Raw genomic sequence first — 21324 nt, 5'->3', positions numbered from 1 at the left:
GCCAATGGCGGACATCATGACGAAATCGCTTGCCCTCAAGGTTCACGATGATGCGCCGGCGGCGACGCCGGCCAGTGCGCGTATCAAGCTTTCCGGCGTGCCCGACGATCGCGCGATGCTGCGCGCCGCGGCCGAGCTCACGCGCGACCTGCATGCGCCCAATCCGCGCATCTACTGGACCGACATGCTGCTTTCCGCGGGCATCGGCTATGCCGCGCTTGCCGCGACCATTCTCGCCCCGTCGGCGCTGCTGGCGGTGCTTGCCGGCGCGGTGGCGGTGCTCGCGCTCTATCGCGCCAGCCTGTTCATCCACGAGCTGACGCATGTGAAGCACGCGCTGCTCCCCAATTTCCGGCTCGGCTGGAACCTGCTGGTCGGCATTCCGATCCTGGTGCCCAGCTTCACCTATGAAGGCGTGCACAACCTTCACCATGCCCGCACCCGCTACGGCACGGTCGAGGATCCCGAATATCTGCCGCTCGCGCTGATGAAGCCGTGGACGCTGCCGGTGTTCCTGCTCGCCGCGGTGCTGATGCCGGTCGCGATGCTGGTCCGCTTCGCCGTGCTCGCGCCGCTCTCGGCGGTGCTTCCGAAGCTGCGCCGGGTCGTCGTCGCCAAATATTCGGGCCTCAAGATCAACCCGGCCTTCGAGCGCCGCGCGCCCGAGGGCGAGCTCCGGAGCCAGTGGTTCTGGCAGGAGCTGGGCGCCAGCGTCTTCTCGATCGCGCTGCTCGCCCTGGTCGCGACCGGCGTGATCCCGCTGCGCGACTTCGGCATCTATCTCGCGGTGATCGCGGGCGTGGCGGTGATCAACCAGGTCCGCACGCTGGTGGCGCACCTGTGGGAGAATGACGGCGAGCCGCTCACCGTGACGGCCCAGTATCTGGACAGCGTCAACGTGCCGACGCCGGGCTTCTTCGCCTATCTCTGGGCGCCGATCGGCCTGCGCTACCACGCACTGCATCACTTGCTGCCGAGCTTGCCCTATCATGCTTTGAACGAGGCGCATCGCCGCCTGTCGGATGCGCTCGAGGAAGCCTCGGCCTATCACAAGGCCAATTACCCCACGCTGCGCGGGCTGATGCACCGCCTTGCCGCCAGCACCATGGGCGCCCGCTGAACCGGCGGACGGGCTGAAGACGAGAAAGGCCGGGCAGCGATGCCCGGCCTTTTCGTTTGTCCGCCTCCCGAACCCGAAGCTCTCCCGACTAGTCCCTCAGATCGGCGACCATTCGATGGCTTCCTCGCCTTCGTCGTCGTCCGCCACCTTGCCATGGTCGGTGCCGATTTCCTCGAGCAGCTTGTCGAGCACCCAGTCGACGCCGACGCCGCTCGCGCCCGAGATCGGGATCACCGGCCCGCCGCTCGCTTCTTCCAGTTCGGCGGAGAGCGCGGCGATCAGCTCGTCGTCCAGCGTATCGATCTTGTTGAGCGCGACCACCACGGGCTTTTCGACGAGTCCGGCGCCATAGGCCTCCAGCTCGCCGCGGACCACGCGATAGCTCTCCGCCACGTCGGGATCATTGGCGTCGATCAGGTGGAGCAGCACGCGGCAGCGCTCGATATGGCCCAGGAAGCGGTCGCCGATGCCGGCGCCTTCCGCCGCACCTTCGATCAGGCCGGGTATGTCGGCGACGACGAACTCGCGCTCCTTGTGCCGCACCACGCCCAGCTGCGGGCGCGTGGTGGTGAAGGCATAGGCGCCCACCTTGGCCTGGGCATTGGTCACCTGGTTGATGAAGGTCGACTTGCCGGCATTGGGCAGCCCGACCAGGCCCGCATCGGCAAGGAGCTTCAGGCGCAGCCACACCCAGGCCTCCTCGTTCGGCCAGCCGGTGCCGTGCTGGCGCGGCGCGCGGTTGGTCGAGGTCTTGTAGCTGGCATTGCCGCGCCCGCCGTCGCCACCGCGCAGGAAGACGACGCGCCGGCCCTTTTCGGTCAGGTCGAGCAGCAGCGTGCGCTCCTCGTCGTCGGCGAGTATCTGGGTGCCGATCGGCACCTTGATCACCAGATCCTCGCCGCCTGCGCCGGTGCGGTTCGAGCCGGAGCCCCCCTGGCCGCGCGGCGCCCGGAAATGCTGGGTGTAGCGGAAGTCGATGAGCGTGTTCAGACCGGCAACGGCTTCGAAGATGATGTCGCCGCCCTTGCCGCCATTGCCGCCATCGGGGCCGCCATATTCGATGAACTTCTCGCGCCGGAAGCTCACGGCGCCCGGGCCGCCCGAACCGGAGCGGACGAAGATCTTTGCCTGGTCGAGGAAATGCATCGCCGCCCCATAGGCGAGTGTCGCAAATCCGTCACCCCATGGTGACGGACTATTTACGGCAAGGCGGGAAAATCGCCCCGGGGGAACAAGGGGCACAAGCAATGATTCGCGAGGCGTTGATCGGGTGTGCGCTGCTGGGCGGCGGCTATTATGCGATGTCGACCTATCGGAACGCGGACATCGTGCGGACGGTGAACGCGACTCCGCACGATACCTGGCGTGGCTTCGACCTGGCGCTCAACGGCGCGAAGCACGGCTGGACCGGTCATGGCCCGCAAGGCGACGGGCCGGACGTGAGCCCCGGCGAGGGGTTGAGCTGGCCCAAGGTCACCAGCGTCGATTCGAAGGAGATCGACTATCGCGTGAGCCATGGCGGGACGGAGTTCCTGCACATGAAGCTGCAGTTCGCGCCGCTCGACGACGGCCGCAAGACCAGGCTGTCGTTCAATGCCGATTTCAAGGGCAGGGCCGCGATCGCCGACTATAACCCGAAGATGCGCGAGGCGATGGCGCGCATCCTCGACGAGCTCATCGTGCAGGTCGAGACCGGCAAGGTGGCCAGCGCGGCGGAGCGGTTCCTCGACCTCGACCGCCAGATGCGCGCGCGCCCGGGCTATGCGGAAGCGCAGCGCGAGGGCGAGCAGATGCGCCAGCACGAGGCGCAGGCGGCCGCGGCGAAGCCGATGGTCGATCCGGACAAGGGCCGGCTCGATCCCAAGGGCGCCGAGGTGACCCCGCGGAATCCCGGCTCGCATTACTGACGCGCAACTTTCCCGGCGCGCAACTTTCCTGCTGGCGCTGCCCGGAACCGGGAGTATAGGCTCTTGGTTCATTGAGGCGGCGCCGGGATGCGCCGGCGAGAAGAAACCAAGGCAACCGTCGCGCGCAGATGAACTCGATCGATCGGTACATGGCGCGGCTGATCGCGGTGCCCCTGATCTCGACATTGCTCATATCGGCGATGCTGCTGGTGCTCGACCGCATGCTGCGCCTGTTCGAGTTCGTCGCGACCGAGGGCGGGCCGGTCAGCGTCGTCTGGCGCATGCTCGCCAATCTGCTTCCCGAATATCTGGGGCTCGGCATCCCGATCGGGCTGATGCTGGGCTGCCTGCTGGCCTTTCGCCGCCTCGCCACTTCGTCCGAGCTCGACGTGCTGCGCGCGGTGGGGATGAGCTACACGCGCCTGCTCAAGGTGCCCTTCATGTTCGCGATCGCGCTGGCGGCGCTGAACCTCGCCATCGTCGGCTTCATCCAGCCCTGGTCGCGCTACAATTACGAGCAGTTGCGCTTCGAGCTGCGCTCGGGCGCGCTGGGCGCTTCGATCAAGGTGGGCGAGTTCACCAGCTTCGGCGCGAAGATGACGATGCGCATCGAGGAGAGCAAGGACGAGGGCCGCAGGCTTTCGGGCATCTTCGTCCAGATGATGACCAAGGACGGCACCCCGGTGGCGGTCACGGCGCAGAGCGGCCAGTTCCTGCGCTCGGACGATCCGGACGTGATCATCTTCCGCCTGCAGAACGGCACGCTCGTCCATCACGACAGGAACTCGCCCGAGCCGCGAGTGCTGACCTTCACCACCCACAACCTGCCGATCCCGCTGCCCAAATATGAGCAGTTCCGGAACCGCGGCGGCAAGAATATCGAACGGACCCTGCCGGAGCTCGCCGTGATCGGCCGCAATCCGCAGGCGAGCGACGAGGATCGCGAGGGCAGCCGTTCGGCCTTCCACTTCCGCCTGGCGGAAGTCGCGTCGATGTTCCTGCTGCCGTTCCTCGCCGTGGCGCTGGGCGTGCCGCCCAAGCGATCCACCTCGGCGCTGGGCGTGTTCCTGTCGATCGTGATGATCGTGACCTATCACAAGGTCAACGAATATGGGCAGTCGATCGGCGAGCTCGGCCGGGTCGATCCGCTGATCGCGCTCTGGGGGCCGTTCATGCTGTTCGCGGGGCTGGTGATCTGGATGTACTATCAGATCGCCTATGTGCCCGGGGGGCAGCCGATCGGCGGGCTCGAAAAGGCCTTCTCCAAGATGATCAAGGCGATCACGCGCCGCCTGCCGGGCCGTCGCCGCCGGCTCCGCCGAGAGGAAGAAGCTGCGGCATGACCTGGGCCAATTTCTTCCCGTCGCGGACCATGTCGCTCTACATGGCGCGCATGTTCCTGACGCGCACCTTCGCCATTCTCGGTGCGCTGGTGCTCATCCTCCAGTCGCTCGACCTGCTGACGGAAAGCGGCGCGATCCTGGCATATGCCGGCAACGGCGATGCCGAGATCTGGCGCTATGTCAGCCTGCGCGTGCCGCAGATCGCCTCGACCTTCCTGCCCTATTCGGTGCTGCTCGGTTCGATCCTGACATTGTCCCAGCTCAACCAGAACAGCGAAGTGATCGCGATGAAGGCCTCCGGCCTGTCGGCGCATCAGGTGCTCGCGCCGCTGCTGCTCACCGGGATCGCCGTGGCGGCGATCTCCTTCACCTTCAACGATCGCATCGTGTCGCGAGCCACCGCGACGCTCGAGCAGTGGAAGAAAGTGTCCTATGCTCCGCTGCCCATCGATCGCGGCGATCGCGCCAATGTGTGGGTGAAGGGCGACAACAACCTGATCCAGGTGCAGCAGGTCCGCGGGCGCGGCGATGCGGCGCAGCTTTATGGCGTCACCGTCTATGAGCGGCAGAACCGTTCGCTGGTCAGCATCCTCACCGCGCCGCACGCGGTGCGCGCCGGCGATGGCTGGCGCGTCGACAATGCCGAGCGCTTCATCGTCGCTACCGGCCAGAAGGCCAAGGTCGGCAGCATCGTGATCGGCCGCAATGTCCGGCCGGACCAGTTCACGCTCGCCCATGTCGATGCCGATTCCATGGCGTTCGGCGCGCTCTACCAGGCGATCGGCGACTTGAAGGTGGCGGGCCGCCAGACCGAGGCGCTCGAAGGCGCGCTGTGGCACAAGCTGGCAGGGCCGCTTTCGGCGATCCTGATGCCGTTGCTGGGTGCGGTCTCGGCTTTCGGCATTGCGCGTTCGGGCAAGCTGTTCGTCCGCGCGGTGATCGGCATGGCGCTCGGTTTCCTCTATTTCGTCGCCGACAATTTCGCGCTCGCGATGGGCAATCTCGGCGCCTATCCGCCGTTCCTCGCCGCCTGGGCGCCGTTCCTGCTGTTCCTGATGATCGGCGAGGCGGTGCTGCTCAGGACCGAGGAATAGGCGCGCAACGGAGCGCCCAAGCGTTCCTGTCTGGCTAGGCGGAGCGGGGGGCCATATAGCGGCGGCCATGTCGCTCTTCCCGCCCGCCTCCTTCCCGCGCATCGTCGTCAAGATCGGCTCGGCCCTGCTGGTCGATCCGGACGGCGGCGTGCGCCGTGCCTGGCTGGAAGGCATCGCCGGCGACATCGCCGCCCGGGCCCGCGCCGGGCAACAGGTCGCGGTGGTCTCTTCCGGTGCGATCGCGCTCGGCGCGCGGCGCCTCAGGCTTGCCAAGGGCGGTCGCGCCAGCCTGGAGGATGCCCAGGCCGCGGCAGCCACCGGCCAGATCGAGCTGAGCCGCGTCTGGGCCGATGTGCTTGCCGCCAATGGGCTCGTCGCGGCGCAGATGCTGGTCACGCTGGGCGATCTCGAGGACCGCCGCCGCTATCTCAACGCCGCCGCCACGCTCGATCGCCTGCTCGGGTTCGGTGTCGTTCCCGTGCTGAACGAGAATGACAGCGTCGCCACCGAGGAGATTCGGTTCGGCGACAATGACAGGCTCGCCGCCCGCGTGGCGCAAGCCGCGGGGGCGGGCGGCGTGGTGCTGCTCTCCGATGTCGACGGGCTCTACGACCGCAACCCCGTGCTGCCCGGCGCGGTGCACATTCCCCGCGTCGAGCGGATCGACGGCACGGTGGAGGGCATGGCCGACCGGGGGTCCGCCTCCGGCATGGGATCGGGCGGCATGATCTCGAAGATCGCGGCGGCGCGCATCGCCAATGCCGCCGGCGCGCATCTGGCGATAGCATCCGGCCGGATCGAGCACCCGCTCGGCGCGGAGGCGAGGCACACGCTGTTCGTGGCGGAGAGGACGGCCCCCGCGCGCAAGGCGTGGCTGGCCGGCGGCATCACCGCGTCCGGCACCATCCATGTCGATGCCGGTGCGGCCAGGGCATTGGGGCAGGGCCGCAGCCTGCTTGCCGCCGGCGCCACTCGGATCGAGGGCGATTTCGCCCGGGGCGACCTGGTCGTGATCGCCGGGCCGGACGGCAAGGCGCTCGCCCGCGGCCTGGCCGAATATCCCAGCGAGGACGCCGCCCGCATCCTCGGCCACCGCAACGAGGCGCAGGCCGAGCTGCTCGGCTATGCCCCGCGCTCGACACTGGTGCACCGGAGCCATATGGCGCTGCTGTGACCACCATCGCCCTTACCGGCGGCACCGGCTTCGTCGGCACCCGCCTGATCGCCCTCGCGCTCGAAGCCGGCTACCAGGTCCGCGCCCTCACGCGCCGTCCCCAGGCAGAACGGGAACATATCGCCTGGGTGCGGGGCGACTTGTCGGATACCGCCGCGCTCGCCGAGCTGTGCGAGGGGGCGGGCGCCGTCATCCATGTCGCGGGCGTCGTCAACGCGCCCGACCGCGCCGGCTTCGCGGCGGGCAATATCGACGGCACGCGGGGCATGCTGGAAGCGGCGCGGGCGCAGGGCGTCCACCGTTTCGTCCATGTTTCCTCGCTCGCCGCGCGCGAGCCCGGGCTATCGGCCTATGGCTGGTCCAAGGCGGAGGGGGATGCGCTCGTCATGGCTTCGGGCCTCGACTGGAGCATCGTCCGCCCCCCGGCCATCTATGGTCCGGGCGACCTCGAGATGCTCGAGCTGTTCCGGCTGGCGAAGAAGGGCCTTGCGCTGATGCCGCGCGGCGGCCGCATCTCGCTGATCGAGGTCGGCGACCTCGGCCGGCTCCTGCTGGCGCTCGCCACCACCGACGGGTGCAACCAGATCCTCGACGCCGATGACGGCACCGAGACCGGCTGGAGCCACCAGCAATTCGCCGCCGCGATCGGCACCGCGCTCGGCAAGCGGGTCGCGTCCTTCGCCCTGCCGCGCACGCTGCTGATGGCGGGGGCGCATCTCGATCGGCTGGTGCGGGGTGGCAAGGCGAAGCTCACGCCCGATCGCGTGGCCTATTTCTGTCATGAGGACTGGGTGGTGGATGCCGCCCGGCGCCCGCCGGCGAACCTCTGGACGCCGCAGGTGGAAACACCGGCAGGCCTCGCGGCCACGGCGGCCTGGTATCGCCAGCAGGGCCTGCTCTAGGGCCGATCGACATTTACGAGACTGGCGCTCCCCGGCGAAGGCCGGGGCCCAGCGTCGGGGTGCTATCGAGATATGCGAACCCCTCGAACGATGTCGCAACTGGGCCCCGGCCTTCGCCGGGGAGCGAGAAGGGCGGTCCGGCTCTCGTCGCGCCCAAATGTCGATCCGCCCTAGGGCGCGCCGGGTGGACGGGGCACCTATCCCCTTCCGGCAAGGATGACGAAACAGGGATACCGGTCTGAAGGGGATACGTGCCGATGGACGGCGAGACGTTCGAGACCACCGACCGGCTGTTCGCCTGGCGCCCGGCCGACCCCTCGGCCGCGGGCTGGTATTTCCTCCCGGTGAAGGGCCCGGTCGCCGCCGAGATCCGGTTCGCCGCGCTCGGCCGCGCCAGCCGCTTCGGATCGATCCGCGTCACTGCCAGCATCGGCGGCACGCACTGGAAGACGTCGCTATTCCCCGACAGGGAATCGGGGGGCTATCTCCTCCCGGTAAAGGCCGACATCCGCCGCCGTGCCGGGCTTTCGGCGGGCGACGAGGTGACGGTCCGGCTGGAAGTCTGAGCGTTTCCCCCGGTCAGGGCAGGGGCGGGATGACGATCGCGGTGTCTGCCTTCACGCGGTCGAGCGCGATCAGCGAGCGATAGCTGGCGATGCATTCGTTCTCGGCGAACAGCCGCCGGGTCAACGCCGAATAGGCGCGCATGTCCGACGTGACGATCACCAGCGTGAAGCTCACGCCGCCGGTGACGTAATAGCATTGCTGCACCTCGGGCGTGTCGAGGAACAGGCGGCGCGCCCGTTCCACCGTCGGCATGCGCTCGTCGACCAGCTGCACTTCGACGATGGAAGTGATGGTAAGCGGTACCGCATCGGGATCGACGATCGCCACGTTGCGCGCGATCACGCCCGCCGCCTCCATCGCCGCGATCCGCCGCTGTACCGCCGCCGCCGAGAGGTTCACCGCCGCGGCGATCTGCCGCTGCGGCAGCTTGTTGTCCGCCTGCACGATTCGCAGGATCGCCCGGTCGAAGCTGTCGAGAATCCGTGCGGATTTGCCCTGTCCATTGGCCATTCGGCGAGTTTTTGTTGCATTCGGCCGGTCAATCAAGAGCGCACAGCCCATTCCGGTGATGATATTTCCCGCTGCGAAGGGAATTTCCATGCCGGGCGAACGCGGATCGACGATGCTGGGCGTATTGTGCGGAGCGGCTGCCGGTGCGCTTTGGGGCCTGGTGTTCCTCGCGCCCGAACTGGCCCGCGCCTTCGGTCCGCTCGAGCTGACCATCGGCCGCTACCTCGCCTATGGCCTGATCTCCGCCGCCCTGATCACCCCGCGCTGGCGCACGGTCTCTGCAAGCATTGGGGGAGCGGAATGGCGGGCACTGTTCTGGCTCGGGCTCGCCGGCAACACGCTCTACTATGTCCTCCTCGCCAGTGCCGTGCAGCTCGGCGGCGCCGCGATCACCGCACTCGTGATCGGCTTCCTCCCCGTCGTGGTGACCATCGTCGGCAGCCGCGCCGAAGGGGCCGTGCCGCTCGCCCGCCTAGCCCCGTCGTTGCTGCTTTGCGGGGCGGGTACGGCCTGCATCGGATGGCAGGCGCTGTTCCTGCCTTCCGCCCGCCCGGTCGCCGCGCAGCTCGCCGGCCTGCTCTGCGCGCTCGGCGCGCTTGCCTCCTGGGGTGCGTTTGCGGTGGGCAACAACCATATGCTCGCGCGGGTGAGGACCGTCTCGTCGCACGACTGGAGCCTGCTCATCGGCATCGCCACCGGCGCCCAGAGCCTGTTGCTGATCCCGCTGGCGCTGCTGCTCGGCACGCGGGGCCATGGGGCAGGGGAGTGGGCGCTGTTTGTCGCCGTGTCGGCCGGGGTGGCGATCTTCGCCTCGATCGTCGGCAATGCGCTGTGGAACAAGATGAGCCGGCTGCTGCCGCTCACCCTTGCCGGGCAGATGATCACTTTCGAGACGCTGTTCGCCCTGCTCTACGCCTTTGCCTGGGAGCATCGCGGCCCCACCGTGGCGGAGGCACTGGCCTTCGTACTGGTGGTGGCGAGCGTGGTGAGCTGTGTGGCGGCGCATCGGCGGCCGGGGATGGCGAAGGAAATCAAGGCCTCGACCGGGCTCCGGCCCTAGGCCGTCCCCATCATGCTCCGCGCCACCGCCTCGGCGCTCTTGATCCCGTCGATCGCCGCCGAGAGAATGCCGCCCGCATAGCCGGCCCCTTCGCCCGCCGGGAACAGGCGCGCCACGTTCAGGCTCTGATGATCCTTGCCGCGGGTGATCCGCACCGGCGAGGAGGTGCGGGTCTCCACGCCCGTCATCACGGCATCGGGATGGTCGTAATTGGCGATCTGGCGGCCGAACACCGGCAGCGCCTCGCGGAACGCCTCGATCACGAAGCCGGGAAGGCATTCGGACAGGTCGGTCATTTTCACCCCGGGCTTGTACGAGGGGATGACTTCGCCCAGCGCCATGGAAGCCCGGCCGGCGAGCAGGTCGCCCACCCGCTGCCCCGGCGCGTGATAGTTGGAGCCCCCGGCGACATAGGCCAGGTCCTCCCAGTGCCGCTGCAGTGCGATCCCGGCCAGCGGCCCGCCCGGATAGTCGCGCGCGGGATCGATCGCCACGACGAGCCCCGAATTGGCATTGAACTCCGCCCGCGAATATTGGCTCATCCCGTTGGTGACGACCCGGCCTTCCTCGCTGGTCGCCGCCACCACCCGCCCGCCCGGGCACATGCAGAAGCTGTAGACGCTGCGTCCGTTCGAACAATGGTGGACCAGGCTGTATGCCGCGGCGCCCAGGTCCGGATGCCCGGCGCATCTGCCGAAGCGCGCGCGGTCGATCCAGCTCTGCGGATGCTCGATCCGCACGCCGATCGCAAAGGGCTTGGCCTCGATATGCACGCCGCGCCGGTGGAGCATCTCGAAGGTCGGCCTGGCGCTGTGCCCCACCGCGAGCACGACATGGTCGGCTTCGAGAAAGCTGCCGTCCCCCAGGTGCAGCCCGCGCACCCGCTGGTTGCCGTCGGGAGTGCGCTCCAGTTCGATATCATCGACTCGGGTCTCCCAGCGATATTCGCCGCCGAGCGCCTCGATCGTCGCCCGCATGCTCTCCACCATGGTGACGAGGCGGAAGGTGCCGATATGCGGGTGCGCTTCCCACAGGATGTCGTCGGGTGCGCCGGCTTTCACGAACTCCTCCAGCACCTTGCGGCCCAGGAAGCGCGGGTCCTTCACGCGGCAATAGAGCTTGCCGTCGGAGAAGGTCCCGGCGCCGCCTTCGCCGAACTGCACGTTGCTGTCGGGGTTCAGCTCGGCGCGGCGCCACAGGCCCCAGGTGTCCTTGGTGCGCTGGCGCACCACCTTGCCCCGGTCGAGGATGATCGGTCGGAAGCCCATCTGGGCCAGGATCAGTCCGGCGAACAGGCCGCACGGCCCTGCGCCGATCACCACCGGGCGGAGGCCGTTCCAGCCGGCGGGCGCCGTCACCGGGAAATGGTACGCCATGTCCGGCGTGGGACGCAGGTCCTTGTCGCCCGGGAAGCGCGCCAGCACCGCCGCCTCGTCGGCCAGCGCGACATCGACGGTATAGACCAGCTGGATCGCGTTGCGCCGGCGCGCGTCGTTGCCGCGGCGATAGACCGAATGGCTCTTCAGTTCGGCGGGTGCGATGCCCAGCCGTTTCGCGATCGCCTCGGGCAGGGCCTCCGGCGTGTGGTCGAGCGGCAGATGGAGTCCGGAGAGACGAAGCATCGCGCGCCTCTAGCGCCAACTGCGCCGCGCCTCAAATCCCACCGTCGGCGACGATGGGGCCGGGCGGGCTAGAGTCGCGTCTTCAGCCAGGCATAGGCCTGTTCGCGCATGGCGGGCGGGAAGTCGTGCTTGCCCCCCGCCTCGTCGAAATAGATCGCCTCGAGCGAATTGCCCGATCCCCGCGCCCGGGCATGCGCGACCATGTCCTCGGTCTCGGCGACATGGCGCAGGCTCGCCTCGCGCCATTCGTCCTTGGTGCCCCATTCCCAGCGCCCGCGGGTGAGCAGGATGTTGCGCGGCGCGATCATCGCGAGATAGTCGGCGGACCTGCCGACAGCGGCCAGCCCCGGCAGCGCGACCGAGGCCGAACGCCGCTTCACTGCGTCCTCGCGGTAGAAGTTGAGGATTTCGAAAAGCCCGCAGGACGAGATGCCGGCCTTGGCGCGCTTGTCGCATGCCATCCAATGGGCCATCGCCATGCCGCCCGCCGAATGGCCGATCCCGCCGATCCGCGCCGGATCGACATAGGGCAGGCTGGCAAGCAGGTCGGTCGCGACCATCGCGTCGAACACGTCCTTGCCGATCGAATTGCGGCCGCGCAGCAACAATTGTCCCACGCGGTGATCGTACAGCTTGCTGTCCCGCGCATTGTCGGCCGGAGCGGCGGGATCGACGCCGCGGCGGCGCTCGGCATGGTAGAAGCGGTCCGGGCAGAGCACGACATGGCCGCGACGGAACAGGTCCAGCCCATAGAAGAGGTTCGCATCGCCCGCCAGGCCGGCCGGCTCCGCCTTGCCGATGTTATATTGGGGTCCGTCCTGGTGGAAGGCCAGGATCGCCGGCAGCCGCTGCCCGGCGCCATGCGAGGGCACCAGCAGATAGGCACGCACCCGGTCCTCGGGTTCGCCGAGCAGCGGATAGGCAGCTTCGGCGAGGTATTCGATCTTGAGCCGCTGGCCGCCTTCGATGGCAGTCGTCTCGAGCACGGTGAATTGCGGACGGGGGCGGGCCGGCATCGGGCCGAGCAGGCCGATCAGCGCGGCGTCCCGCGTGCCTCGTGCCTGCGCCGCGGGTGCCAGCGCGGCCGGCGCGAGCGCGGCAGCGGCTCCCGCGGAAAGGGCAGAGCGGCGCGAAAGCATGTGATCCCCCATGAAATCCCCCCCGACGAACTGTGTTGCTGATTTATGTACGTATCACGCTGCTTCACGGACTCCAAGCGTGGCTGGGCAAGCGTCCCCGCGACATCGCCTTGCAATGTAGGATTTCGTCTGTTTCCCTCTTCCGCATGCGAACGGCGCTTCAAATCGCTGCCATCGGTCGGGAGGCGGGGTGTTGCAGGGGCCGGAATCGATGCCCCCGTAGTGTATGTTTCCTAAACTTCCGCGCCCCGCGGCCTGCCTCGACAGCGGCGCGTTTCCGCCGCAATCGCTTGGCACTGCGGGACGATATCACTAGAGGGACCCCATGACCGACCGCGCCACCGTCTTCGAGACCGTCACCGCCCAGATCGAGCCCTTCAACAAGAAGGGCGTCGCGCTGACCGATAGCACCACCTTCGCCGGGGACCTGGAGTGGGACAGCCTCACCGTGATGGATTTCGTCGCGGCGATCGAGGACGAGTTCGACATCATCATCACGATGAACATGCAGGCCGAGATCGAGAATGTCGGCCAGCTGGTCGACGCGGTCCAGAAGCTCAAGGGCTGATCCACGTGACCGACAGCCTGAACACCGCCGACGCGCTTCCCGCCAACCCGGCCGAGGTCGCGCCCGAGCGCGACCTGATGTCGAAGTTCGACGGCCTGATCGCCGAGCGCCAGGCGCTGCTCGACAGCGGCGTCACCGATCCCTTCGCGATCGTGATGGAGCAGGTGAAGTCGCCCACCGAGGCGGTGATCAAGGGCAAGGACACGATCCTGCTCGGCACCTACAACTATATGGGCATGACCTTCGATCCGGACGTGATCCAGGCCGGCAAGGACGCGCTCGACACGTTCGGCTCCGGCACCAATGGCAGCCGCATGCTCAACGGCACCTTTCGGGATCACATGGAAGTCGAGCAGGCGCTGCGCGAATTCTATGGCGTCTCGGGCGCGATCGTCTTCTCGACCGGCTATATGGCCAATCTCGGCATGATCTCCACCCTGGTGGGGAAGGGCGAATATGTCATCCTCGACGCGGACAGCCACGCGTCGATCTATGACGGCTGCAAGCAGGGCAATGCCGAGATCGTCCGCTTCCGTCACAATGACGTGGAGGATCTGGACAAGCGCCTGGGCCGCCTGCCCAAGGAGGCCGGCAAGCTGGTGGTGCTGGAGGGCGTCTATTCGATGCTCGGCGACATCGCGCCGCTGAAGGAAATGGTCGCCGTCGCCAAGAAGCATGGCTGCATGGTCCTGTCGGACGAGGCGCATTCGATGGGCTTTTTCGGCCCCAATGGCCGCGGCGTCTATGAGGATCAGGGGCTCGAGGGCCAGGTCGATTTCGTCGTCGGCACCTTCTCCAAGTCGGTCGGTACCGTCGGCGGCTTCTGCATCTCGGACCATCCCAAGTTCGAGGCGATCCGCCTGGCCTGCCGCCCCTATATTTTCACCGCTTCGCTGCCCCCCTCGGTAGTGGCGACCGCGGCGACTTCGATCCGCAAGCTGATGCACGCCCACAACAAGCGCGCGCATCTGTGGGAAAATGCCCGCACGCTGCACGGCGGCCTCAAGGCGATGGGCTTCAGGCTCGGCACCGAGGCGCCGGACAGCGCGATCATCGCCGTGATCCTGGAGGACCAGGAACAGGCGGTGATGATGTGGCAGGCGCTGCTGGACGGCGGCGTCTACGTCAACATGGCTCGTCCGCCTGCGACGCCGGCGGGGACCTATCTGCTGCGCTGCTCGCTTTGCGCCGAACATTCGACCGAGCAGATCGAACGCGTACTGGGCTTGTTCCGGGCTGCGGGCCAGGCGGTGGGCGTTATTGGCTGAGGGCGCTTTTCAGCGCCCGCAGGCTCGACTAAAATCGAGCGCGTAATGAGTGAGGTCAACAACGCCCTGGAGCGTGCTGTCCGGGCGACGAACTGGCGGTTCATGCTGCTCGGCGCGCTCGCGCTGCTCGGGATCGCTGTGCTTGCGGCAGTGGCGGTGATCCAGCAGCGGACCGATGCGGAGCGGGATCAGGCGATCGCGCGGCAGCAGCACACGTTCGACGTCATCATGCGCGCCAACCAGCTCTCCGGCGCGATTGCGGGGGCGGAGGCGGCGCTGGGCCGCTATGTCGTCAGCGCCGATCGCAAGCTCGGCCAGCAATATGGCGCGCAATGGGAACGAGCGACGGAGCAGCTCACCCGGCTCCGGCAGCTCACCGCCGACAATGGCGATCAGCGCGCGCGGATGATCCGCCTGAAGCGGGCGTTCGACGCGCGCGGGAAGGAACTGGCCAACACCGCACTCTATTCGGCCTATAAGCGGCACAGCGATGCCTGGGGCAGCTATTACCAGGTCCGTTCCAGCCCGGCGCGCAGCGAGCTGGAGCAAGTGCTCAACGAAGTGGTCGATTCCGAGCGGGTCACGCTCCACGGCCGCAGCAAGGCGGCCGCGGACCTGCTTGCCAATTCGGGCTTTGCTTCACGCCTCCTCACCGGCTTCGGCATCCTGATCGTGCTCGGCGCGGTGCTGCTCGGCTGGATGGCGATCGAGGCCCAGGGCGAGCGCGCGGTCGCCGATGCCATGGCCGACGCCGAGCGCGAGCGAGCCGCCGAACTGCAGGAGGCGGTGGCCGAGGCGACCGAGCAGCTGCGCGCCGAGGCGGGCGAACGCGAGGCGGCGCAGGAACAGCTTCGCCAGGCGCAGAAGATGGAGGCGGTCGGCCAGCTTACTGGCGGCATCGCGCATGATTTCAACAATATGCTCGCCGTGGTTCTCGGCGGATTGGAGCTTGCCAAGCGCCACCTGCACACGGGCGGGCCCGATGCACAGAAGCATATCGAGAATGCGATGGAAGGCGCGAACCGCGCCGCCGCGCTCACCCGCCGCCTGCTGGCCTTCTCGCGGGCCGAGCCGCTGTTGCCGGAAGCGGTGGAGGCGGGCGCGCTGATCGACGGCATGACCGAACTGCTCGACCGCACCCTGGGCGACGGCATCGCGGTCGAGACGGAGGATGCGGGCAAGGGCTGGCGGATCTGGGTCGACCGCCATCAGCTCGAGAACGCGCTGCTCAATCTCGCCGTCAATGCGCGTGATGCGATGGAGGGGCAGGGGACGCTCAGCTTCGTCACCGGGGGGATCACCCTGGCCGAGAACGAGGTCGGCGAATGTGTGGCGGGCGACTATGTCACGATCGAAGTTGGCGATACGGGCATGGGAATGACGCCCGAGGTGCTGGAACGCGTGTTCGAGCCCTTCTTCACCACCAAGCCGGTGGGCAAGGGGACGGGTTTGGGGCTCAGCCAGATCTTCGGCTTCGTCCGTCAGTCGGGAGGGGAAATCGGCATCGATACGGCGCCGGGCAAGGGCACGCAGGTGGTGCTGTACCTGCCGCGCCATGTCGGCGAGGGCGCGGTTCCCGAGGCGGCTCCCGCCGCCGAAGACGCCTCCGAGAAGGGCGCGCGGCCGCTCGATGTCCTGGTGGTGGAAGACGATCCGCGCGTGCTCGCCGCGACGCTGGGCGCGCTTGGCGAGCTTGGCCATCGTGCCGTCGGTTGCGACGATCCGCTGGCCGCGCCGGGGGCGATCGCGACCTTGCCGTCGCTCGACCTGATCGTGTCCGACGTGCTGATGCCTGGCCGGACCGGCCCCGAGATGATCGCCGCGCTGGGCGAGCGGATCGAGGGGGTGGCGGTGCTGTTCGTAACCGGCTTTGCCGGCGAAGCGGATGCGGCGATCTTCAAGGGGCGCACCGTGCTCCGCAAGCCCTTCACCATTGCCGGCCTTGCCGCTGCGGTGGCCGAGGCGATGGCGCAGGAAGCGCGCAGGAGCGGGCGGGCGGCAGCGGAGTGATCCGCCCGGCGCGCTAGCTGTCGGATTTCTGCCGCGTGGATGGGGCCGGCTTGTAGCTCACTACACACCAGTCCGGCGCGCAATTGGCGGCGGCTTCGATGATCGCGGCATAGCGTTCGACCACCGCGCAATCGGTGTCCGCGGCATAGAGGATGATCGGCCGGTGCGGAGTCTCGCGGCCGGCGCCGCTGGCGAAATCCTCCAGCGCGGTGTCGCTGGCGCGGATGAAGCCCCATAGCGCCTGACCGCCATTGTCGCGAACCGCATAGGCATCGGCGCTCTTCCTGGGCAGCTTCGTGCCCCATTGCGCCGAAAGGTTGCAGGTCTTGTCCGGCACGGCGGATAGGGTCAGCGCCAGCGAGAACAGGATCATTGCGGCTTCTCCATGTCGCCATGATGTTCGGCCATCGTCCGCGAGAGCTGCGCGACGGCCATCTGGCGTGCCTTGTCGCGCGGCAGGCCGAGCGCCCGCGCCATCGGGGCGCCGAGCAGCGCATCGCCCACCGCCATGAGGACGAGCTGGAGCGTCTCCTCGTGCAGCGAATGGGTCTTGTCGTCATGGCCCTCGGCCAGTTCGTCCATCAGTCCGTGGATCGCTTCCAATATGGGGTCCAGCGCATCCTGATTGCCGGTCAGGATCATCCAGCTCGCGAGCGCGCCGGCGCCGCCCTTGTCGAACGCGTCGAAGGTGAGGTTCACCACCTCGTGGTCGTCATGGTCGCCGGCGCGCGCGCGCATCACCGCGGCGCTGATCTTGCTGGTCACGCCGCAGGCGATATTGGCGGCGAGCGCTTTCTGCAGCCCCGCGGCCGAGCCGAAATGGTGGAGCAGATTGGCATGGGTTCGCCCGATCCGCGCGGCGACCGCCTTGAGCGTCACGGCCTGCGGTCCCGCCTCGAGCAGCAGCGCGCGCGCGGCTTCGAGCGCGGCGTCGCGGGATTCTTCGGGAGAAAGGCGTTTGCGTGGTGCGGCGGTCATCTTCTGCTGTGTCGTCCCCGGAAACCCCCGGCTTAGGGCATGATTTCCAAGGGGGAAAGCACAGACATCAAGCGATCCTCCCCGGGGCGGGCCCGGGGAGGACGATCATGCCGCCATTCGGTCATCCGCATCGCCGCCGCCGCAATCGCCCTCCGAGAGGTCGATTTCGTAGCGCGCGCTCGCCACATCGCAGCCGCGGCCGCGCGAATACATGGTGACGAGTTGGCCGGTCGGGCGGAAACCCAGCTTGCGCAGCACCCGGCCCGAGGCGGGATTGTCGATGAAATGGCCGGCGGTGATGCGGCGAACGCCCCGCGCCCGCGCGGCCCGCAGCACGGCCCGCCCGGCCTCGGTCGCGAAACCATGGCCCCAGGCATCCGGGGTCAGCCAATAGCCGAGCTCGTTGGGTTCGTCCTTCCACGTGCCCACCGCCATGCCGCCGATCAGGCGGACCGCGCCAGAGCGATGCTCGAACACCAGGAACTTGGGTTCGACCGGGTTGCCGAAACCGGCGAGAAACGTTTCGGCCGCTTCGAGCGGATAGGGCCAGGGCGGCATGGCGAGGTTGCGCACCACGCTCTCATGTCCGATCGCCTGCGCCAGGGCATTGGCATCCTCGGGCCAGCCGGGCCGTAATGTCAGTCTTTGCGTTCGCACGAACATGACCATCTCCTTGGTCCTGCGACGCCCCACGCCACGCTACTGTGACGAGGTTGTTGCGCCGTGGTGTCAGGGAGGAAATAAAAAAGGGAGCCGGGGCGACCCGTCTCCCTTTTCAGCTGGTTCGTTCGTCGAACCCGGGTCGTCCTGGTGGACAACCCGGTCGGTTGCCCGATGTTACTCGGCAGCCTCCGCAATCATGTCTACCGAACAGAACTTGCGGCCAAGCTTGCCTTCCTTGAACGACACGCGGCCGTCCACGAGCGCGAAAAGGGTATGGTCCTTGCCCATGCCCACGTTCACGCCCGGATAGAATTTGGTGCCGCGCTGGCGCACGAGGATGTTGCCCGCAACCGCGAGCTCGCCACCGAACTTCTTCACGCCGAGACGACGGCCGGCCGAATCACGACCGTTACGCGAAGAGCCGCCTGCCTTCTTATGTGCCATGCTCTATACTCCTCGTATCTCTGGCTTACGCTTCCGCAGCCGGGGTCTCGCCCTCGGCAGCGGCGGCCTTCTTCGCCTTCGGCGCGGCCTTCTTCTTCTCTTCCTGCGCACCGATGGCGGTGATCTTCAGGATGGTGTGGTTCTGGCGGTGGCCGTTCTTGCGGCGATAGTTGTGCCGGCGGCGCTTCTTGAAGACGATGACCTTCTCGCCCTTCGCCTGCGCGACGATCTCGGCCGAGACGGTGAGGCCCTCGGTGGACTTCAGCTCGCCACCTTCGCCGGCGAGCAGCACGTCGCCCAGCGTGACCGTCGAACCGGCCTCGCCGTCGAGCTTCTCGACCACGATCTTGTCTCCCGCGGCAACGCGATACTGCTTGCCGCCCGTGCGCACGATAGCGAACATCGGTCTCTTCTCTGGTTCAAATGCTTGTGCCCGCCAAGGTTGCACCCCGGCAGGAGGAAGGGCGCAGCTAAGGGAGGCGGGATCAGAAGTCAACCGGTAACTACCCATATTGGGCAGTTTAGTGACGGTGGGTCCGCTTCAGCGTGTAGCGCCCGGCCGCATAGCCTTCGAAAAGCCCGTTGATCGCCGGATGGTCGACCGGTTCCTCGCTATCGTCGGCCACCAGGTTCTGCTGGCTGACATAGGCGACGTAGCTCGATTCGTCGTTCTCGGCGAGCAGGTGGTAGAAGGGCTGGTCCTTGCGCGGGCGCACGTCCTCGGGAATCGCCTCGTACCATTCGTCGCTGTTGGCGAATACGGGATCGACGTCGAAGATCACGCCGCGGAACTCGAACTGCCGGTGGCGCACCACTTCGCCGATGGCGAAGCGGGCGGTGGCGACCGGCGGCATCGGAAGTCCGGGTTCATAGGGAATCGGGGCGCCGGGGAGCTGAGTCATGCCTTCAATCTAATATCTCTTCGCGCAGGTACAAGGATGCGCTTGCAGTATCCGAAACGCTGCGCTAGGGGCCCCCGCTCACAGCGACCAACGCGGAACCCTTCCGCGCACAATCGCCTCGCGGAGAGGTGGCAGAGTGGTCGAATGCGCCGCACTCGAAATGCGGTTTACGGGTAACCGTAACGTGGGTTCGAATCCCACCCTCTCCGCCAGTTCCTGCTCCAGGGCCTTGCACAAGCCCGGGTTCGCGCTTGCGAGCCCTGACGGGGGCGAACCGTCTCCGCTGCGCTCTGCCGCAAATCCCAATCGGTCCTGATTCCGGGGCCTTCCCGATCCCCCGGCGCGGATGCGCGGACCTGCGGATCGATGCGTCACGCCTGTGTCGTGCTTCCCGATATCCTGTGCTCGAACAATGCGGCAGCGGCCGCTGCGTCCAGGGGCGCGCCGAGCAGGTCTCCCTGGCCCTGTTCGCAACCGGTGCCCAGCAGGGCGCCTTCCTGGTCGCTGGCTTCGATGCCCTCCGCGGCGATGGTGAGCCCGAGGCCATGGCCAAGGCCGACCAGCGCCTGCACGATCCCGGCGCTTTCGCGCTCGCGCGTCATTGCCTGCACGAAGCTGCGGTCGATCTTCACCTTGTCGAGGCGGAAGCTGCGCAGATGATAGAGGCTCGAATAGCCGGTGCCGAAATTGTCGAGCGCGATGCGAACCCCCGCGGCCCTGAGGTTGCCGAGCACGGCGCGTGCATTGTCCAGATCGGCGACGAACGCGCTTTCGGTCACGTCGACCTCGAGCCGGGCGGGCGCGATGCCTGCCTCGCCCAGGATGCGCAGGATCCGGGCGGCGAGGAGATTGTCCCTGAGCTGGCTTGCATGAATGTCGATCGACAGGGTGATGCTCGCGGGCCAGGAACCCGCCGCGGCGCAGCCCAGGCGCAGCACGCGCTCGCCCAGCGCGTGGATCAGGCCGACTTCGTCGGCGATGGCCAGGAACCGCTCGATCGGGATTTCCCCATGCTCGGGGTCGATCCAGCGCGGCGCCGCTTCGAAGCCGACCACCGCGTGCGTGCGAAGATCGAAGGCAGGGCGATAGACGATATCGATTCGCTCTTCGTCGAGCGCCCGGCGCAACGCCGCCTCCATTGCGGCGCGCTCGCGGATCCGCACGTCCATCTGGGGCTCGAAGAAGCGAAGCGCCGAGCGTCGTTCGGCCTTGGCGCGATAGAGCGCGACGTCCGCCTTGCGCATCGCTTCCTCGACGTTCGTGGCGTCGACCGGAACCAGCGCGATCCCGATGCCGGCGCCGACGCGGTGTGTGGCGCCCGCCGCATGGACGGGCGTGTCGAGCGCATCGATCACGCGAAGCGCGACGTTGGTCGCGGCTTCGGGATCGGCGAGATGGGTGGCCAGGATCGCGAATTCGTCGCCGCCAAAACGCGCGACCATGTCGCCATCGCGGATTGCGCCGAGCAGGCGCTGGGCAATGACGATCAGAAGCTCGTCGCCGGCCGCGTGCCCGTGCACGTCGTTGATGGATTTGAAGCCGTTGAGGTCGAGCAGGAGCACGGCATGCGAAGCGCCTGCCCGCGGAGGCGCTCCCACCGCCGCAGCAAGCGCATCGTCGAACTTCCGGCGGTTGGGCAGGCCGGTCAATACGTCCTGATAGGCGAGCCTGCGGACTTCGCCTTCCGCCGACAGCCGGCGGGCCATCTCGCGCTTCTGGCGCAGATACTGGCGGGCGCCGAAAAGCAGGAGGCCCAGCGCCAGCACCACGCCCAGCAGCAGCGCCTCGTCGAGCTCGATCTCGGCCTTGTGAACGGTGAGGCCGCCTTCATTCTCGAACAGGTCGAAGGCGAATGCGCAATAGGCGAGTGCCGCTACCGCTGCCAGGACCAGCCCCAGGTCGCGAATGGCGAAACGGTGGCGAATGACGAAACTCCGGATCGCGGGCCAATGCATGCGAAACCTCTCGGGCCCGGATAGTATCGGCCATTGCTTGTCAAAGCATTGCCGCGATCTTCGGCTGCGTTTTGCGGCATCGATGTCGATACCCGGGC

Annotated in this window: 22 protein-coding genes and 1 tRNA gene; 12 read left to right on the top strand and 11 right to left on the bottom strand. The window is 67.6% G+C overall.

What is annotated here, in order from left to right:
* Nucleotides 1–16 precede the first annotated feature (16 nt).
* Nucleotides 17–1120: a fatty acid desaturase family protein gene (locus tag FHR20_RS16020; protein ID WP_167300640.1), complete on the top strand. Its 1104-nt coding sequence runs from the start codon at nucleotides 17–19 to the stop codon at nucleotides 1118–1120.
* Between the two features lie 96 nt (nucleotides 1121–1216).
* Here FHR20_RS16020 and obgE read toward each other — a convergent pair whose 3' ends face one another.
* Complete coding sequence (gene obgE, locus FHR20_RS16015; protein ID WP_167300639.1) at nucleotides 1217–2266, bottom strand: GTPase ObgE; 1050 nt, start codon at nucleotides 2264–2266, stop codon at nucleotides 1217–1219.
* A gap of 101 nt (nucleotides 2267–2367) precedes the next feature.
* Here obgE and FHR20_RS16010 point away from each other — a divergent pair, with 101 nt between their 5' ends.
* From FHR20_RS16010 to FHR20_RS15985, 6 genes are all read left to right on the top strand, one after another.
* On the top strand, nucleotides 2368–3027 hold the full coding sequence (locus FHR20_RS16010; RefSeq protein WP_167300638.1) for a hypothetical protein: 660 nt from the start codon (nucleotides 2368–2370) through the stop codon (nucleotides 3025–3027).
* A 128-nt stretch (nucleotides 3028–3155) separates the two neighbouring features.
* Nucleotides 3156–4370, top strand: coding sequence for an LPS export ABC transporter permease LptF (gene lptF / locus FHR20_RS16005; protein WP_208413686.1), 1215 nt, complete (start codon nucleotides 3156–3158; stop codon nucleotides 4368–4370).
* Nucleotides 4367–5464: an LPS export ABC transporter permease LptG gene (gene lptG, locus FHR20_RS16000; RefSeq protein WP_167300637.1), complete on the top strand. Its 1098-nt coding sequence runs from the start codon at nucleotides 4367–4369 to the stop codon at nucleotides 5462–5464. The genes lptF and lptG overlap by 4 nt, the downstream gene beginning before the upstream one ends.
* Before the next feature lie 67 nt (nucleotides 5465–5531).
* Nucleotides 5532–6638, top strand: coding sequence for a glutamate 5-kinase (proB, locus tag FHR20_RS15995; RefSeq protein ID WP_167300636.1), 1107 nt, complete (start codon nucleotides 5532–5534; stop codon nucleotides 6636–6638).
* The gene (locus FHR20_RS15990; RefSeq protein WP_167300635.1) at nucleotides 6635–7540 is read left to right on the top strand and encodes an NAD(P)H-binding protein; all 906 of its coding nucleotides are present in this window, start codon (nucleotides 6635–6637) and stop codon (nucleotides 7538–7540) included. The genes proB and FHR20_RS15990 overlap by 4 nt, the downstream gene beginning before the upstream one ends.
* 257 nt (nucleotides 7541–7797) lie before the next feature.
* Nucleotides 7798–8106: a DUF1905 domain-containing protein gene (locus tag FHR20_RS15985; protein WP_167300634.1), complete on the top strand. Its 309-nt coding sequence runs from the start codon at nucleotides 7798–7800 to the stop codon at nucleotides 8104–8106.
* A 13-nt stretch (nucleotides 8107–8119) separates the two neighbouring features.
* Here FHR20_RS15985 and FHR20_RS15980 read toward each other — a convergent pair whose 3' ends face one another.
* The gene (locus FHR20_RS15980; RefSeq protein ID WP_208413685.1) at nucleotides 8120–8617 is read right to left on the bottom strand and encodes an Lrp/AsnC family transcriptional regulator; all 498 of its coding nucleotides are present in this window, start codon (nucleotides 8615–8617) and stop codon (nucleotides 8120–8122) included.
* 88 nt (nucleotides 8618–8705) lie between these two features.
* Between FHR20_RS15980 and FHR20_RS15975 the strand changes: the two genes are divergently transcribed.
* Nucleotides 8706–9677 (top strand): DMT family transporter, encoded by a 972-nt coding sequence (locus tag FHR20_RS15975; RefSeq protein ID WP_167300632.1) that lies wholly within the window; start codon nucleotides 8706–8708, stop codon nucleotides 9675–9677.
* On the opposite strand, the gene FHR20_RS15970 is transcribed toward FHR20_RS15975, so the two are convergent.
* Together FHR20_RS15970 and FHR20_RS15965 are read right to left on the bottom strand one after the other, a co-directional pair.
* Nucleotides 9674–11299 (bottom strand): NAD(P)/FAD-dependent oxidoreductase, encoded by a 1626-nt coding sequence (locus FHR20_RS15970; protein ID WP_167300631.1) that lies wholly within the window; start codon nucleotides 11297–11299, stop codon nucleotides 9674–9676. The genes FHR20_RS15975 and FHR20_RS15970 overlap by 4 nt on opposite strands.
* 68 nt (nucleotides 11300–11367) lie before the next feature.
* Nucleotides 11368–12438 carry an alpha/beta hydrolase family protein gene (locus FHR20_RS15965; RefSeq protein ID WP_167300630.1) on the bottom strand — a complete coding sequence of 357 codons (1071 nt, stop codon included), beginning with the start codon at nucleotides 12436–12438 and terminating at the stop codon, nucleotides 11368–11370.
* A gap of 325 nt (nucleotides 12439–12763) precedes the next feature.
* Here FHR20_RS15965 and FHR20_RS15960 point away from each other — a divergent pair, with 325 nt between their 5' ends.
* The 3 genes from FHR20_RS15960 (at nucleotide 12764) to FHR20_RS15950 (ending at nucleotide 16284) form a co-directional block, all read left to right on the top strand.
* Nucleotides 12764–13006 (top strand): acyl carrier protein, encoded by a 243-nt coding sequence (locus FHR20_RS15960; RefSeq protein ID WP_167300629.1) that lies wholly within the window; start codon nucleotides 12764–12766, stop codon nucleotides 13004–13006.
* Nucleotides 13007–13083: 77 nt separating this feature from the next.
* Nucleotides 13084–14274, top strand: a complete 1191-nt coding sequence (gene spt / locus FHR20_RS15955) for a serine palmitoyltransferase (protein ID WP_243857537.1) — start codon at nucleotides 13084–13086, stop codon at nucleotides 14272–14274.
* Nucleotides 14275–14319: 45 nt separating this feature from the next.
* Complete coding sequence (locus FHR20_RS15950; protein ID WP_167300627.1) at nucleotides 14320–16284, top strand: ATP-binding protein; 1965 nt, start codon at nucleotides 14320–14322, stop codon at nucleotides 16282–16284.
* A 13-nt stretch (nucleotides 16285–16297) separates the two neighbouring features.
* Here the strand turns inward: FHR20_RS15950 and FHR20_RS15945 are convergent, their stop codons facing one another.
* From FHR20_RS15945 to hspQ, 6 genes are all read right to left on the bottom strand, one after another.
* A complete protein-coding gene (locus tag FHR20_RS15945) occupies nucleotides 16298–16657 on the bottom strand; it encodes a hypothetical protein (protein WP_167300626.1) in 360 nt (119 codons plus the stop codon).
* Complete coding sequence (locus tag FHR20_RS15940; protein ID WP_167300625.1) at nucleotides 16654–17262, bottom strand: TetR family transcriptional regulator; 609 nt, start codon at nucleotides 17260–17262, stop codon at nucleotides 16654–16656. The genes FHR20_RS15945 and FHR20_RS15940 overlap by 4 nt, the downstream gene beginning before the upstream one ends.
* Before the next feature lie 105 nt (nucleotides 17263–17367).
* Nucleotides 17368–17925, bottom strand: coding sequence for a GNAT family N-acetyltransferase (locus FHR20_RS15935; RefSeq protein ID WP_243857480.1), 558 nt, complete (start codon nucleotides 17923–17925; stop codon nucleotides 17368–17370).
* Nucleotides 17926–18099: 174 nt separating this feature from the next.
* Complete coding sequence (rpmA, locus tag FHR20_RS15930) at nucleotides 18100–18369, bottom strand: 50S ribosomal protein L27 (RefSeq protein WP_086130412.1); 270 nt, start codon at nucleotides 18367–18369, stop codon at nucleotides 18100–18102.
* A 25-nt stretch (nucleotides 18370–18394) separates the two neighbouring features.
* Nucleotides 18395–18772 (bottom strand): 50S ribosomal protein L21, encoded by a 378-nt coding sequence (rplU, locus tag FHR20_RS15925; RefSeq protein WP_086130413.1) that lies wholly within the window; start codon nucleotides 18770–18772, stop codon nucleotides 18395–18397.
* Nucleotides 18773–18890: 118 nt separating this feature from the next.
* Nucleotides 18891–19271 carry a heat shock protein HspQ gene (gene hspQ, locus FHR20_RS15920; RefSeq protein ID WP_167300624.1) on the bottom strand — a complete coding sequence of 127 codons (381 nt, stop codon included), beginning with the start codon at nucleotides 19269–19271 and terminating at the stop codon, nucleotides 18891–18893.
* A 122-nt stretch (nucleotides 19272–19393) separates the two neighbouring features.
* On the opposite strand from hspQ, the gene FHR20_RS15915 reads away from it, so the two are divergent.
* A tRNA-Ser gene (locus FHR20_RS15915) sits at nucleotides 19394–19483 on the top strand.
* Between the two features lie 159 nt (nucleotides 19484–19642).
* Here the strand turns inward: FHR20_RS15915 and FHR20_RS15910 are convergent.
* Complete coding sequence (locus tag FHR20_RS15910; protein ID WP_167300623.1) at nucleotides 19643–21226, bottom strand: putative bifunctional diguanylate cyclase/phosphodiesterase; 1584 nt, start codon at nucleotides 21224–21226, stop codon at nucleotides 19643–19645.
* Nucleotides 21227–21324 lie beyond the last annotated feature (98 nt).

Source organism: Sphingomonas leidyi (genome assembly GCF_011761945.1).
Taxonomy (GTDB): Bacteria; Pseudomonadota; Alphaproteobacteria; order Sphingomonadales; family Sphingomonadaceae; genus Sphingomonas; species Sphingomonas leidyi.
The sequence above is the reverse complement of the archived record's forward strand: the minus strand, read 5'-3'. Positions and strand labels throughout refer to the sequence as shown.

Coding starts and splice junctions, on each gene's coding strand:
- FHR20_RS16020 (WP_167300640.1), top strand. CDS start 17: ATGACGAAATCGCTTGCCCTCAAGGTTCACGATGATGCGCCGGCGGCG.
- obgE (WP_167300639.1), bottom strand. CDS start 2,266: ATGCATTTCCTCGACCAGGCAAAGATCTTCGTCCGCTCCGGTTCGGGC.
- FHR20_RS16010 (WP_167300638.1), top strand. CDS start 2,368: ATGATTCGCGAGGCGTTGATCGGGTGTGCGCTGCTGGGCGGCGGCTAT.
- lptF (WP_208413686.1), top strand. CDS start 3,156: ATGAACTCGATCGATCGGTACATGGCGCGGCTGATCGCGGTGCCCCTG.
- lptG (WP_167300637.1), top strand. CDS start 4,367: ATGACCTGGGCCAATTTCTTCCCGTCGCGGACCATGTCGCTCTACATG.
- proB (WP_167300636.1), top strand. CDS start 5,532: ATGTCGCTCTTCCCGCCCGCCTCCTTCCCGCGCATCGTCGTCAAGATC.
- FHR20_RS15985 (WP_167300634.1), top strand. CDS start 7,798: ATGGACGGCGAGACGTTCGAGACCACCGACCGGCTGTTCGCCTGGCGC.
- FHR20_RS15980 (WP_208413685.1), bottom strand. CDS start 8,617: ATGGCCAATGGACAGGGCAAATCCGCACGGATTCTCGACAGCTTCGAC.
- FHR20_RS15975 (WP_167300632.1), top strand. CDS start 8,706: ATGCCGGGCGAACGCGGATCGACGATGCTGGGCGTATTGTGCGGAGCG.
- FHR20_RS15970 (WP_167300631.1), bottom strand. CDS start 11,299: ATGCTTCGTCTCTCCGGACTCCATCTGCCGCTCGACCACACGCCGGAG.
- FHR20_RS15965 (WP_167300630.1), bottom strand. CDS start 12,438: ATGCTTTCGCGCCGCTCTGCCCTTTCCGCGGGAGCCGCTGCCGCGCTC.
- FHR20_RS15960 (WP_167300629.1), top strand. CDS start 12,764: ATGACCGACCGCGCCACCGTCTTCGAGACCGTCACCGCCCAGATCGAG.
- spt (WP_243857537.1), top strand. CDS start 13,084: ATGTCGAAGTTCGACGGCCTGATCGCCGAGCGCCAGGCGCTGCTCGAC.
- FHR20_RS15950 (WP_167300627.1), top strand. CDS start 14,320: ATGAGTGAGGTCAACAACGCCCTGGAGCGTGCTGTCCGGGCGACGAAC.
- FHR20_RS15945 (WP_167300626.1), bottom strand. CDS start 16,657: ATGATCCTGTTCTCGCTGGCGCTGACCCTATCCGCCGTGCCGGACAAG.
- FHR20_RS15940 (WP_167300625.1), bottom strand. CDS start 17,262: ATGACCGCCGCACCACGCAAACGCCTTTCTCCCGAAGAATCCCGCGAC.
- FHR20_RS15935 (WP_243857480.1), bottom strand. CDS start 17,925: ATGTTCGTGCGAACGCAAAGACTGACATTACGGCCCGGCTGGCCCGAG.
- rpmA (WP_086130412.1), bottom strand. CDS start 18,369: ATGGCACATAAGAAGGCAGGCGGCTCTTCGCGTAACGGTCGTGATTCG.
- rplU (WP_086130413.1), bottom strand. CDS start 18,772: ATGTTCGCTATCGTGCGCACGGGCGGCAAGCAGTATCGCGTTGCCGCG.
- hspQ (WP_167300624.1), bottom strand. CDS start 19,271: ATGACTCAGCTCCCCGGCGCCCCGATTCCCTATGAACCCGGACTTCCG.
- FHR20_RS15910 (WP_167300623.1), bottom strand. CDS start 21,226: ATGCATTGGCCCGCGATCCGGAGTTTCGTCATTCGCCACCGTTTCGCC.